This is a genomic window from Bacteroides sp. OM05-10AA, from assembly GCF_003439055.1.
GTDB lineage: Bacteria > Bacteroidota > Bacteroidia > Bacteroidales > Bacteroidaceae > Bacteroides > Bacteroides intestinigallinarum.
In genome coordinates, this window is the sequence record NZ_QSUR01000014.1 from 142,030 (window position 1) to 156,379 (window position 14,350).

General features: G+C 41.3%; 7 protein-coding genes and 1 pseudogene. 6 read left to right on the forward strand and 2 right to left on the reverse strand.

Going from position 1 to position 14,350, the window contains the following annotated elements:
- Nucleotides 1–60 precede the first annotated feature (60 nt).
- Nucleotides 61–2,514 (reverse strand): glycoside hydrolase family 2 TIM barrel-domain containing protein, encoded by a 2,454-nt coding sequence (locus DXB58_RS13070; RefSeq protein ID WP_122137009.1) that lies wholly within the window; start codon nt 2,512–2,514, stop codon nt 61–63.
- A gap of 356 nt (nt 2,515–2,870) precedes the next feature.
- Here DXB58_RS13070 and DXB58_RS13075 point away from each other — a divergent pair, with 356 nt between their 5' ends.
- The 5 genes from DXB58_RS13075 (at nt 2,871) to DXB58_RS13095 (ending at nt 9,079) form a co-directional block, all read left to right on the forward strand.
- A complete protein-coding gene (locus DXB58_RS13075) occupies nt 2,871–3,497 on the forward strand; it encodes an HU family DNA-binding protein (protein ID WP_008998733.1) in 627 nt (208 codons plus the stop codon).
- A gap of 116 nt (nt 3,498–3,613) precedes the next feature.
- Nucleotides 3,614–4,552: a site-specific integrase gene (locus DXB58_RS13080; protein WP_008998732.1), complete on the forward strand. Its 939-nt coding sequence runs from the start codon at nt 3,614–3,616 to the stop codon at nt 4,550–4,552.
- 403 nt (nt 4,553–4,955) lie between these two features.
- On the forward strand, nt 4,956–7,559 hold the full coding sequence (locus DXB58_RS13085; protein WP_122137010.1) for a hypothetical protein: 2,604 nt from the start codon (nt 4,956–4,958) through the stop codon (nt 7,557–7,559).
- A gap of 26 nt (nt 7,560–7,585) precedes the next feature.
- Complete coding sequence (locus tag DXB58_RS13090; protein WP_008026605.1) at nt 7,586–8,452, forward strand: BT1926 family outer membrane beta-barrel protein; 867 nt, start codon at nt 7,586–7,588, stop codon at nt 8,450–8,452.
- Nucleotides 8,453–8,536: 84 nt separating this feature from the next.
- On the forward strand, nt 8,537–9,079 hold the full coding sequence (locus DXB58_RS13095) for a DUF4369 domain-containing protein (protein WP_122137011.1): 543 nt from the start codon (nt 8,537–8,539) through the stop codon (nt 9,077–9,079).
- Nucleotides 9,080–9,290: 211 nt separating this feature from the next.
- Here the strand turns inward: DXB58_RS13095 and DXB58_RS13100 are convergent, their stop codons facing one another.
- Entirely contained in the window at nt 9,291–13,217 is a 3,927-nt protein-coding gene (locus DXB58_RS13100) for a response regulator (RefSeq protein ID WP_233527289.1), read from the reverse strand.
- 91 nt (nt 13,218–13,308) lie between these two features.
- Between DXB58_RS13100 and DXB58_RS28440 the strand changes: the two are divergent.
- A pseudogene (locus tag DXB58_RS28440) lies at nt 13,309–14,233 on the forward strand (hypothetical protein).
- Nucleotides 14,234–14,350: the final 117 nt, after the last annotated feature.

Consider the following 14,350-nt stretch of genomic DNA (forward strand, 5'->3'; position numbering starts at 1 on the left):
ACTGTTTAAACAATCTCATGCAGTACACTCAACTGTGTATCCTTAATCAAGATTGATTTATTAATAAGTCTCTATGGCAATAGCCGCTTCCGGCAATCCGTCTGCTGAAACAGTAAGAGTGATCGTCCCTTTTTCTGTATTTGGCTGAACGATAGCAATTGCTTTTCCCCGGAACGTTTTCGGCTTTAAGGAACGAAAGCTTCTCATATCATCCGCACTTCCATTACCTGCGGCAATGACGGACCCTTTTCCGGTAGATTTAATTTCCAAAGGAATGGAACAGTCAGGTATTAACTTTCCATCTTTATCCAATATTTCAACCTTTATATACGAAAGGTCATTTTTATCTGCCTTTATTTTCATACGATCGGCTGTCAAATGTATCATTGCCGGGATTCCGGTTGTGCAAAGTTCAGTCGATGTCATTTCTTTCTTTCCCTTCAAGTTGATGGCCTTCAGTTGTCCCGGTTCATAGGGAACCTCGAAAGAAGCCGTATAGGTATCGGGATTGACTTCTTTTTCTCCCAATAACCTGTCATTCAAATAAAGTCTTACTTTAGGGGAACGACTATACACATGTACTGCCATCGTTTCGCCTTCGTATCCTTTCCAGTTCCAACTAAGGAATTCGTTTTTCCATCCCCAGTAGTTGATATCTTCTCTTTTCCCTTTGACTACGGGAGGTTGTACTGCTAATGAAATATCACGTCTTTTCCAAAGAATGTCGCGATAATAAGATTGCGGTTTCTTGTCTCCGCAGAAGTCAATGTCACCACACCATGCATTATACCACGGCCATCCCATAAACTGCGGACTGTGTTCTCCCGGAGCAAGTTCGAGAGTATGTGCCAGACCGGCTTCACCCAGATAGTCGAGGGCAGTCCAGACAAAATCTCCAATCAGATAGGAATTCTTGTCGATCAGGTTCCAGTTTTGTGCTGCTTCTTTGGGCACCGATTCACTGCCGTACATAATCCGTTGCGGGAATCGTGCGTGATCTTTTTCATATTCCTTCCATTGATAATTGTAACCGGAGATATCCAGGTTCCGGAAAGCCCTTTCCGAATCTTTCTCCCAACTGAAATCTCTTCTGTCCCAAAACGAGTTAACAGCGGCAGTAGTGGCGCGGCTTGTATCATATTTGTGAATGGTTGCAATCAGTTTCCGGGCTATGATCTCTCCGGTGGGTTCGTCGGCGCGTTCAGCTATTTCATTGCCAATACTCCACATGATAATAGAAGGATGGTTTCTGTCTCTGCGCACCATGGTAGCTATATCGTGTTCGCTCCATTCATCGAAGAATTGGTGATAATCTTGCGGGCGTTTTGCTTGTTGCCATTGATCGAATACTTCATCAATCACTAGCAATCCCAGTCGGTCACATGCCTGTAGAAAATACTCCGATGGCAAGTTGTGTGAACATCTGACTGCATTGAAACCATTTGCTTTCATTAGCTCTACTTTGCGTTCTTCTGCCCTGTTGATAGCTACGGCACCCAACAAACCATTGTCATGATGCAAACAACCACCTTTTAATTTCAGCGGTTTCCCATTTAATAGAAATCCTTTTTCTGCGGAGAATTCGACGGTTCGTATTCCGAAAGGAACGGTTATTTCATCAGATAGCTTCTTAGATTTCACGGATAGATGTGCAGTATATAAACTAGGAGTATCTACCGACCATAATTCCGGCTTTTTTATATCAAAAGTGAGGGAAATGGGGATATTGGTTTCACTGGATATATTGACTGGTTGAGTAGTGGAATAAACCTCTTCCCCTTGTGGAGAAAATATCTGAATCTTCAGATGGGCGGTCACTTTTTCTTTGCCAGAGTTATGTAGAATGGAGTGAAGATCAACCGTCGCTTTTTTACCTTCTACTTTGGAAGCATCTATAAAAGTGTCCCATTCGTCTAAATGTACTTTGTCTGTTTTCATTAACCATACGTGTCGGTAAATGCCGGAACCGGCATACCACCGACTGTTCAGACCTTCATTCACCACTTTGACGGCTATTATATTCGGAATGCCGGGAGCATTGCAGTATGGCTGGATGTCGATCTTGAAAGGGATATATCCATAAGGATTAAAACAGGCTTTCTGCCCGTTTATCCAGACTTCTGTCTGGTTATAAGCTCCTTCAAAATAAAGGGAAATAATCTTATCGGCATCTTCAGGCTGTATGGTGAATTCTTTTCTATACCATCCTTCACCTCCTACGGTTTGTCCGGTATCTGCCCCGCCTACACTCATGCGCGAAAAAGGACCGATTGTTATACCTTCTCTTTGTACGGGCACAGGATCCATGCTCCAGTCATGAGGCAAGTCGAGTACTCTCCATTGAGTGTCTTTGAAAGATGTTTGTTCGGCATTGGCAATGCAACCCCGGTAAAACTTCCAGTTCTCATTCATACTGACTTTGCGTTCCGATGCGGAACTTTCAGTGATAAAACAGGGTATTAATGCTAAAAGAGCGAGTAGCCTAACAGAAGATTCGAAGTAGTTATTCATCATTTCCTATTCTTTGTTTAATAATGGGCAAAGATAGGAGAGTGACAGGTGATGTGCGGAATAGAAATGTAACAAGATGCTGCAACAAATGTATCAAACTTCCTTTTCATAGGGATTAAACTTGCTTGTCCCGGCAGGAAAACGTATCTTTGTTGGTAAGAAAACTATAACCGCAAGTTCTGATTATAAAACCGGAACTTTTGATTATGTAATCAGAAGTTTCAGTTATAAAACCAGAACTTGCGGTTTTAGTTTACCCTAAGGGAAAAACAACTTTTCCTCTAGGGGAGAACAAGTTTTCTACCTATAGCGAGTAAGTTTTCTATTAGTAATCAATATTTCAAATAAACTTTTGTATTATGGCAATGTATATAATGGAAGAAATGCCCGATATTCATGGAACGGGCGAACAGGTACTTTATCCGCGGTTTGCAATGATGGAACAGGTATCTACCGAGGATTTGATACGTCAGATAGCATCCAGTAGTGGTTTTAACGTCGGAGATGTGGAAGGCGTAATTACACAGATAGGTATTGAAATGGCACATCAGATGGCAGAAGGCAAGTCTGTGAAGCTGGATGGCATCGGAACATTCTCTCCTTCGTTGGCGTTATGCAAAGATAAAGAACGCGAAAAGGCCGGAGAGGGTGAAACCCATCGTAACGCACGAAGCATTGTGGTGGGAAACGTGAACTTTCGTGTAGACAGGAAGATGATGAGGCGTATTAATGGAAGATGTCTGCTGGAAAGAGCTCCGTGGAAGTCGCAACGTTCTTCACAGAAGTATACACCGGAGCAACGATTAGCATTGGCTGTTAGATATTTGGAGGAACATCCTTTTCTGACGGTCTACGAGTACCGGAAACTGACAGGTCTGCTGCGCACAGCGGCTACTAATGAATTACGCCAATGGGCGTATACGCCCGATTCCGGTATCGGGATTGATGGCAGAGGAACACATCGGGTATATATAAAGAAAACATAATTCATTATATTTGTATGATGATACGTTGAGAATTGGAATAAAGAGCATTGGGGGGAATTGCGGTGAGGGCGCTTTTCTTCAGGGACATGCTTGAGTGATAACTAAAATTAATAAAAATGGGGAATTTGATTTCATTTATGAAGGAAGTAGCTGAAGGGCTTCGAAAAAGTGGGAACTATGGAACTGCTCATGTTTACAGGAGTAGCATGAATGCTATCATTGCATTTAACGGGAGCAGGAATCTGCCATTCAAGAAAGTGAATCAGGAGTTTCTTAAAAGCTTTGAAACGTATTTGCGGGAAAAGGATTGTAGCTGGAACACAGTTTCAACCTATATGCGTACGTTGAGGGCGGTATACAACCGTGCGGTTGACCGTCGGATGGCGTCTTATATACCGCATCATTTCCGGTATGTCTATACTGGAACGCGTGCCGACAGAAAGCGTGCACTGGAAAAGGAGGACATGGAACGGTTGATGAAAGAGCTTCCCAAACAAATTCATCAGGGAAGAGGAGAATTACAACGTACGCGCGCGTACTTTTTCTTAATGTTCATGCTTCGTGGTATGCCGTTCGTAGATCTTGCGTATCTTAAAAAGCAGGATATAGTCGGGAATGTACTTACTTATCGTCGTAGAAAAACCGGAAGGCTTCTGACCGTGACGCTTCTGCCGGAAACTATGAAACTGATGAAAAAGTATATGAACACCGATTCTGCTTCTCCTTATCTTTTTCCCATACTGACTGGCGGAGAGAATACGGAAGCTACCTACAGGGAATATCAGATAGCTTTGCGTAATTTTAACTATCAGCTTCTGTTGCTGAAACAAGTACTTGCATTAACTTCAGATTTAAGCTCGTATACGGCTCGGCATACCTGGGCTACAATGGCATATTATTGCGAGATACATCCTGGCATCATTTCAGAGGCGATGGGGCATTCATCCATTATTGTCACAGAGACTTATCTGAAACCTTTTAAGAATAAGAAAATAGATGAAGCGAATGTGACGATTCTATCTTCGCTGAAAAGGAATTATATTTGTGGCAAGTAGCTGATTTTTAGTGCTGTTACTTTGTAGGTAACGGGAAGAAAAGACGCTGCAAATATGAGCATATTTCTTAAAACATCCAAACAAAATCGTACATTTTTTCTAATAAACTACTCAAAATAGGAATAAACACAGAAGAACACGTGGATTCTTTGTCTTAGAACTTTGTTAACGTCTAAATTTTGCAATAGATTTCCCGCCCCTCTACTTTTTCTCATAAGCAGGGGTAAGAAGATTCGTCATATATCGTATTATTTTCTAGTATAGACTACTCCAAAAGAGCAGGCACAAGGGTTTTCCCGTTACCTACAAAGTAACGGGAAGAGGGGGAGTGAAGCGAAATAAATCATGAATTAGTACAAACAAATTTTTTATTTATTAATTGTATAACATTTAATTTACTTTTATGAGAAAATGGACGTATTTAGTCGCAACCTTGCTCATGGCAGGTACGACGGCGACATTCACGGGATGTATTGATACCGATGAACCGGAAGGCATTGCAGAACTTAGGGGAGCAAAGTCTGAATTTATCAAAGCTCAAGCTGCAGTTGAGCTTGTAGAGGCTGAATTGAGAAAAGCACAGGTTGCAGAGCAAGAGTTAGTTAATGCAGGTTTGGCACTTCAGAATAAGTCTGCAGAAATTGATTTGCAGTTGCATGAACTGGATATTCAGTTGAAGCAACTCCTGATTGAAAAGGAAGAAGCTGCTACTGCACAAGCAAAAGCGGAAGCGGAAGCTGCCATTGCAAAAGCTGAAACTGACAAAACTAAGTGGGAAAATGAAAAGGCATTGATTGTTGAGCAGTATAAGGAAAAAATGCTTCTTGCCGAAACAGCCACTGCTAAAGCACAGGAAGCTTACAAACAAGCTATGGAACAGATTGAAGCTTCCAAGATTTTGCTGACAGATGAAGAACAAATTCGTTTAAATGTTGTAGAGGCAAAAGTTGCTTATGCTAAGATAGCTATGGATAAGGCTATGTATGGATATTCAACGACAGAAGTTAAGACTGAACAAAGGCTTGTATCTAAATCAACAAGTTCACAGACAAGTGTTGGCGAAGGAGCTGGGACAACAACTACTACTGGTACTGATGAAAAGTATATTACATATTATGTAATTACACAAAATCCAGATAATGCAAATAACGGATATGCAGAAGGTAGCTTGAAGAAACTTCAGGAACAGTTGGCGGACTATCCTAATTGGGTGGCTGATGGAAACATCGAGGCTAAATTGAAGAATGCTGTGGAAATCGCTGAATCCAATTTGAATATAGCACAAAAAACAGCTGATGGATATAAGGCTATTCTGGATAATGAATATACTACATTAGCCGATTGGGAAGCAGAAGTTAAAAAGCTGAAGGATGAAATGGCAACATTAGATGTCCAGAAACGACAGTATGAACTTAAAAAAGAAGAATTAAAAGTTGCTAATCCTAACTTGGAAAAGAACAAAACTGCTGCTAAGAAAAAATTAGATGATGCTAAGGATGCTCTCAATAAAGTTAATACTACTACTAATGTAGCTTCTGCTTACTCTAAAAAAGCAGATCAGAGCATTCTTAAAGGCCTGAATGATGCTTTTGATGGTATTTCTGATGGAGTAGATGGCTATAATAAATCAACAGGTGAATTCAGCTATGCAAAAACTGTACTGGTTACTAAGGCGCAAGAACAGATTGATGGCTGGAATAAACTTATTGATGCAGCTACTCAAGGAATTGATTTGGAAGATCTTGCATGGTCTAAACTTGAAGTCGTGAAAGCAGAGGCTGAAGCAACAAAAGCTAATGAAACTTACGATGCTGATTATAAGACTTGGGAGAAAGCTCGCGATAAATATATTGAAGTTGAAGCTATTGATATAGATGCTTCAAAAAAAGCTGCCGAAGCTGCAATAGCTGCTTATAATAAATTGGGTGATGCTGCTAGAACACAGGATGCTAATATCAGTAAATTAGCTACTGCTTTGGCTGAATACTATCAGGATGCTTTGGATAAGGAACTTAAAAGTACAAAAGCAGAAGCAACAGAGGCTTCTACCAATACTAAAAAAGCAATTTCGGCTTGGATAATAGCTAATCCTTTGGCAAACTTCAAGTCAATTGTAGGGCTAGAATTAAATTTAATTGAATGGACAGCTGGTGCTGTGACAAAAGCTAATAAGATAGAACAAGCTGATGCAAATAAGCTTCTTGAACTTGGAGCATCTGCTGGTGATATTCCATATGAGTCATGGAAAAAAGCTTCAACAAAAGTATTTGGTGATAAATTTAATCGTGATAATGAACCTAGAAGAGTTGCTGTGTCAGCTGATATGGTTCTTAAGGAAGTTAATGGCAATAGACTGGCAACAGAATTGCAAGATGGTGACTATGGAACTCTTGGTATCTCTATTTATGCAACGGCAGAAGCTGCACGTCTGACTGCTGTGATAAACCAGGCTGATACCTATAAAGCTTTGAAAGCAGAGTTTACAGCTCAAAAAGCTAAAGAACAAGCTACGCTGGATAAGAAAAAAACAGAATTGGCTGCAAATGTAACAAAAGCACAGACTGCTTTGACTGACGCTGAAGCAGCTTATGATAAAGTCTTTAAGGAAGTAGAGGCAAATATTAAGAAAGTTAGTGAGGACTATGACTATAAAGACGCTATAAAAGATAAGATTGAGTCTACAATTTCTGACTATATTGCTAGCCTTGACGAGTTAGGTGATGATTATAAAGATATGACTTTGGAGGAAATCAAAGAAGCTATTAATGCTGAATATTTAAAAGCTGTTACTAGCCTTCTTGATAAAAAAGCAGCTTTGGCTACTGCTGAAAGAAATTTAGAGAAGTTGGCCGAAGGTACGTATACTGATAATAATTATATCGAGGATACATTTGCAAATATTCAGGAAAATATCAAAGTAAAACAGGCTGAATATGATGCTGCCAAGGCAGATTATGATACTGCAAGCGCTCAGTTGAAAGCACTTCTTGCTATCTTCTTGAAATAATTCCCTAACTACGTAAAAGTAACAAGATGATAAAAAAACTATGCACATTACTTTTGCTGACCTGTATGACAGCTGCGCCTTCAATGGCGCAGCGTTACAGCAGCAGTGATGATGCGTCGTTTGCCCCGAAGAAAGGACAGTGGCAGGTTTCAGTTCTGCTTGGTAGCGGAAAGTTCTTTAACGAGAACACTTCTTATCTGCTTCCCAAGTTCTCCAATGACGGAGGAGTAGTCGGACTTCCCAATGGAGGGAAGGATAACTCCGGCGATCTGAACCGCTATCTGAACATCGGGAGTCTGAATAATAATAGTCTGGTCAATATAGCCGGAATTGAAGGTAAGTATTTCGTGTCTGACAACTGGGATGTAAATTTCCAGTTCAGCATGAATGTCAGCCTCACTCCTAAGAAAGACTATGTAGAAGGAGACAACAGTGTACCCGACATGATTATCCCTGCGCAAAGTTATATCAATGCGCAGATGACCAACAACTGGTATGTATCTGTCGGTTCCAACTACTATTTCAAGACTCGCAACGAACGTATTCATCCGTATCTTGGAGGCGCACTCGGCTTCCAGATGGCACGCATTGAAACGACCGAACCATACACAGGAGACACTTATAAGGATAGTGACGACTCGGAAGAACTTCCGTCACAGGTCTATGTTTCCGGAAGTAAAGCCGGTCAGATGTACGGTTTCAAAGTAGCTGCCGTAGCAGGTATCGAGTATAGCATTGCCAAAGGTTTTGTTTTCGGTTTCGAAATGCACCCTCTGGCTTACCGCTATGACCTGATACAGATTTGCCCGAAAGGATTTGATAAATATAACGCCAGTCACCACAACATCAAGATATTTGAAATGCCTGTGGTAAAACTGGGATTCAGATTCTAAGGATGAATGATTATACAAATGTATGAATGAAAAGAGAAAGCCGTTCAGCTGATAGTGCGGACGGCTTTTCTTTTTTAAAGAAGAATGAAGAGCTTAATGAACAGATATGTGAAACTTTTATCTTTTCTTTCGGGAGTATGCCTGATAGTGGCTTGCACCGGGCATCAGATAAAAGGTTACGAAATTAACGGCAGTGCACCTTTGCCCGAATTCGAAGGAAAAATGGTTTATATGAAAGATGCTTCGAGCGGGCAGCCGGTAGATAGTGCAGAAATAATCCACGGAAAGTTTGCTTTTGCCGATACGGTGACTATTGTGTCGCCCGTAGTAAAAGTGCTTTCTATTTGTGCCAGCAAATCGGGACTGGAATACCGCCTCCCTGTCGTCATAGAAAATGGTAGTATCCAAGCCGATATTTCCGATGTGGTTTGTACGGGAGGAACAATGCTGAATGAACGGATGCAGGATTTTCTCATGGCTGTTGATGAATATTCCACAGCCTGCGAGAACAAACAAACGGAACAGATAAAATCCGGATTTGCGGATTTATTGAAAAAATACATAGAAATCAATGATGACAATGCGGTAGGAGAATATATCCGGACTGCTTATCGTTCATCACTTTGATGCAATCAGATTGCTTTTAAGACTATAAACTAAATTTCCCACATAATAATATCCTCTCCAGATATTTCCTCCATATTTTTATAGAAGGAAATGTTGCATAAGAGAGACAGAAATGTGCCCTTGTGAAAGTCCGTATTTCTGTATTGTTATGTTTTGAGGACGTTCCCGTATTTCCCATTCCCTTTTTCCCCCGGGGACGTCCTTTTTTCCTTTAATCCTGCGAGTGATATTGTGTAGGCAACACTCCGAACATCTCCTTAAAACATTTACTGAAATAACTCGGTGTAGCGAATCCCACCTTTTCCGATATCTCAATAACGGTCAGTTCCGTATGAGTCAGTAATCCGGCAGCTTTCTTCAAACGGATGCTTCGGATAAATTCTGTGGGTTTCTGTCCGGTGATAATTTGCAGTTTACGGTAAAGATTCATTCGGCTCATACACATGTCGTCACTGAAAGCTTCCACACTATAATCACTGTTATCCAGATTCTTTTCGACCAGTTCGATTGCTTTTTCCAGGAATCGCTCGTCTACTTTGGAGGAAGTGAGATCTTCCGCATTAACCTCAATGCCTGACAAGAATATCTGTTTCCGTTTTTGCTGCAATGCCAGCAGATGCTGGATCCGGTTCTTTAAAATATCCATGTTGAAGGGCTTTGTCAGGTAGCAGTCTGCTCCCGATTGGTATCCTGCCAGTTCGTTTTCGTCACCTGTGCGGGCAGTAAGCAGAATAATGAAGATGTGTGAAGTCTTCATATTCTCTTTCAGCCGGAGACATAATTCAAACCCATCCATTCCCGGCATCATGACATCACTCACAATGATATCCACTTCTTTCTCATTGGCGATGGCTTCCGCTTCTTCTCCGTTGGAGGCTTCCCATACCTGATATTCTTGTGATAACTGCTGATACATGAATTGGCGGAATTCTTCATTGTCTTCTACAATCAAAATGGTCTTCCGGGCATCTGATGAGTTCGTTTCAGTTGCTCCGGATTCATCCGGTATGTTCTCCTCTCTCGGTAACAAACGTTTATCAACCAGATTGGTAGGAAGATAGACACAGAATTCAGTTCCTTCTTCCTTATTACTTTCCACTTCTATAAAGCCTTGATGCATGGCGACATATTCTTTCACAATATGCAATCCGATGCCGCTTCCTGCTGTTGCCTGTCTGTGGGTGTTTGCCCCGATCTGATAATAGCGGTCGAATATATGTGGAAGTTCATCTGCTGCTATTTCCTGGCCGGTGTTCTGCACGATGATGCAGACGTACTGTATCCCTCTTCTGTTCTCCATTTTGAAAAACACATCGATTCTTCCTTCAGGAGGTGTAAATTTGAAAGCATTATTGAGTAAGTTGTAGAGAATCCTGTGTACTTTATCCCGGTCAAGATATATATAAAGCGTTTGTTTCAGTGGTATGACTGAAAAGCGAATCTGCTTGTTGCTCGCATACGACTCGAAAGCTTCGCAAGTAGTTGTGACAAATTCACTGATATCTGCATTCGTCAGATTCAGTTTTTCTTCGCTCACTTCCAGTTTACGGAAGTCCAGTAATTGATTGACTAATTGCAGCAATTCTTCAGCATTGCGATAGATGGAAGATAACTGTTGCTTTAACTTGCCGTCCTGAATCTCCGATAGTAGACTGCTTAGAGGAGTGATAATCAGCGTCAGGGGAGTGCGTAAGTCGTGGCTGACATTCGTAAAGAAACGGAATTTCATCTGTGTCAGTTGTTCTTCCAACTGTTCCTGTTGCTTCCGGTGCAGACGGTTGAAGTAGATCTTTATGACTCCTGTCGCTATCAGAATAAAAGAAAACATATAGAGGGCATATGCCCACCATGTCTCGTACCATGCCGGTAGACGATTGATTTGCAGGCAGGACATGGGCTGTGCCCAACAACCGTGAATGTCCGTCGCTTTAATTTCCAGTGTGTAGTTGCCTTTGGGAAGTTTGGTGAAATATGCAGTGTTTACTCCCGGAGGAAGTGATTTCCAGCTTACATCCCATCCTTTCAGACGATAAGCATAACTGATTTGTCCGGCGTGCAAGTGTTCTAGCGTAGAAAAGGATATTTCTACATTGATATTATCAGGATTCAATTCTATTTGTCGGGTATTTATACCTGTTATTTGTGTTTTTCCGTCTATTTTGATGGAGGATATAACGGGCTTTATATCGTTGGGAGATTGATCCAGCTCTGCAGATGGGGTAATCAGACAAAAAGCACCGATCCCTCCGAGGCAAATCGCCCCATCTTCCATTTTGCGGATGGAAAGGAAATAATCCACTTGAATGAAGCGGTCGGAATTATACAGTATTCTAAATGAATGATTCGTAGGGTTGTACTCTTTTACGTATGGGTCTGCCAATATCCACAAATGTCCCAAGTTGTCTATTTCCATTCCTTTGATAGCATCTCCGTTTGTGTTGCAGGCATTCTCTTCCCGGGTGATAACTTTAGTTTGCGGATGATAGCTGTACACATTTCCTTCCAAAGTAGCTACCCACACTTTACCATCAGGAGCGATGAGGATAGATGAATAGTTTTCTCCTTTCCGAATCGTATGTCTTTCTCCTTCCGGGGAAAAATATTGGAACTCCAATGCTTCTGTAATGCAGAATATCGTTCCGTCCGGGGCAACTGCCAGGTCGTTTATCATATCCGTGCCCCCCTGAAACTTCTTAAGTTCCCCTTTGGAAAGAGAATATTGATAGATGGCATTTTCTGTGCCTATCCATAAGTTTCCCTGATTGTCCTTGCTCAATACACGAATCTGTCGGGCATCCGGCAATTGAATCTCTTTTGTCAGTTTCATCTTCATGCCTTCATGTTGCAGATGCAATAGACACGCATTATCGGATGCAGCCCAGATTCCAGATTGATTATGACACTTCTCGATACATTTTATGATATTATACTTTCCTGTTTCTTCGGAAAAATCCGATGCAAAAGAAATCTGTTCGGAAGCGGGGTGGTAGATGGATAATCCGGTTCTTCCCTGCCATATCCAATAATAGTCTTCTTCTTGAATCGTTCTGTCTGCCATCACCGGATAACCGGTAATAACAGACATGGCGGAAGTGGGGTAGCGTTTGATTTTGTTGGCGTCGAACGATAGGATAAACGTATGGGGAGAATATCCTGGAACCCATACATTGCCGGCACGGTCTTCAATGATTCTATCCAATATCTTTTTGCCTTTAGGAAGAAAACTTTCTGTATCGACAGGGTGAAGCGCATTATCTACAATTCGGTAAGCATATAAATCGTCCATCGCTGAAACCCACAACACTCCCTGCCGGCTGTCTTTAAGTAATCCCAGTATTTGAGTTTTATGCGGTGTCTGTTCGTACCCTTCTAAGGTGGCGGGTTGTAACTTGCAGATTACTTCCTCCGATTGTGGGTTGGAAGAAGGGATTAATTGTACAACTCCTTTTCCCCAAGTGGCCACCCAATAGCATTCATTTTGTACATCTTCAATCATTTGTATAGGCGATGCGTCACACGTCCATTGATAAGGCGAGAAGCTGTCTGTTGACGGATGATATTGTAGAAGACCTCCTGATCCTTGCAGTACCCAAAGTTGATGTTTTCCATCTTCGTAAAAGTCAGTAACGTTTCGTCTCGTGCCCTTCCATTCTGAAGGATAACTCCCAAGACATTTGCCTTCACTGGAAAAGTGGTAAATCATACCTTCGGCCGAAGTCCAGATAGTGCCGTCATGAATAGCCCGGACAGCATCGACTCTTTGCTTCTTGAGTTCCCCGTCTGTTATTTCGTAGATTTGATAATTAGCTTTATCTAATCTGTATAAACCACGTTTGGTGCCGAACCAGATATGATGTCCGTTGTCTTCTGTTATACAGGTAATGTCGTTGCTGGATAGCAGGTGAGGCGTATTTAAGTCTGAACGGAAGACGTTAATCTGATAACCGTTGTCACGGCACAGGCCTCCGCCTTCTGTTGCATACCACATATAACCTTCGCTATCCTGAAGAATCCGGTGAATATGTGCTACCGGTAACAATCTTTGAGTAGGAAGCTCTGTGACGACGACTTGTTGAGACGAAACGGAAAGAGTAGTCATTAGACTGAGAATGAGACTATAATAGTATTTTAAAGTCATGCTTTTTATTTTAATACAGATAGCTATGTTTTTTCCATACAAAGATAGTCTTTTTTTACAAATACTTTATATCTTTGCAAAATAATGGCATATGCCGCGATTTAACCATACCACTGAAAACATGAAAACAAAAACTTTATTAGGCTTCTTTCTTCTTTCTCTCATGGCTTTTGGTATATCAGCCTGTCAAGATGATGCAGAGATTATTTTATTTAGCGGTTCCGAATTAATCGACGAAACGGGAACCTGTACGAACACGATTTCTTCTACAGTCCTGTATCTTAATGGATGGGAAGCGGAGAATATCGGGATAGCTAATGGAAAAGGTGGTTACTCGGCACAAAGCTCCGATGAGACGATTGTGACGGCAACAGTCAACGATAACAGGTTATGGCTTAGCTCACACGGTAAAAAAGGGAAAGTGACGGTTACCGTTAGTGATAAAGACGGCAATTATGTCACGCTGCCTGTTACTGTTTCTTATGGTGTACTGACTTTTACATGTCTCGACCAACCTGAATTCCAAGTTTCCAGACCTAGTGAGGATATGTTGTTATTTGTTGGATGCAGAAGATGACTTGCAGGAGAAGGTGAATGTAGCAATGGCTCCTTATGCTTTTATTAATAGAGGAGATATCTGTGTGTTACGACCGGATGATGTGTATCGTTTGTCTGAAGAAGGAGAAGGAGGGAAATTCACCTATAAAACAAAGGATGAACAGGTGCTTGTTGAAGGGACATATCGGATAGAATGGGCTTCATTGGCCGGAAAAAAGAAAAAAGCTTTTGTCTTTACATATACAGGTGAAAATGATGTAGAGAAACAACACACCTTCTTTAATTTTAGTCCGTATCTAGGAACTCAAAGTCTTACAAGAGAAAGAGGTCCGATTACTACGGCATGGTTGGAAGATGTATCTGATTCGCCTTATCTCGAAGGTTTTTTACCTGAGGATAGAACAGTTGTATACTGGGTGGATACAATGATTTCCAGTTTATCTGCGGAGGAGATCTAAATGATTCTTTGATAAATAAATATCCTTTTTGTGGATAATAAAAAGGCACAAGAATGAAAAATTTCCTGTGCCTTTCTTTGTACGCTCGGCATGAGCATTATCTAACGGGTGTAAGTC

Coding starts and splice junctions, on each gene's coding strand:
- DXB58_RS13070 (WP_122137009.1), bottom strand. CDS start 2,514: ATGATGAATAACTACTTCGAATCTTCTGTTAGGCTACTCGCTCTTTTA.
- DXB58_RS13095 (WP_122137011.1), top strand. CDS start 8,537: ATGAAGAGCTTAATGAACAGATATGTGAAACTTTTATCTTTTCTTTCG.
- DXB58_RS13085 (WP_122137010.1), top strand. CDS start 4,956: ATGAGAAAATGGACGTATTTAGTCGCAACCTTGCTCATGGCAGGTACG.
- DXB58_RS13100 (WP_233527289.1), bottom strand. CDS start 13,217: ATGACTTTAAAATACTATTATAGTCTCATTCTCAGTCTAATGACTACT.
- DXB58_RS13090 (WP_008026605.1), top strand. CDS start 7,586: ATGATAAAAAAACTATGCACATTACTTTTGCTGACCTGTATGACAGCT.
- DXB58_RS13080 (WP_008998732.1), top strand. CDS start 3,614: ATGGGGAATTTGATTTCATTTATGAAGGAAGTAGCTGAAGGGCTTCGA.
- DXB58_RS13075 (WP_008998733.1), top strand. CDS start 2,871: ATGGCAATGTATATAATGGAAGAAATGCCCGATATTCATGGAACGGGC.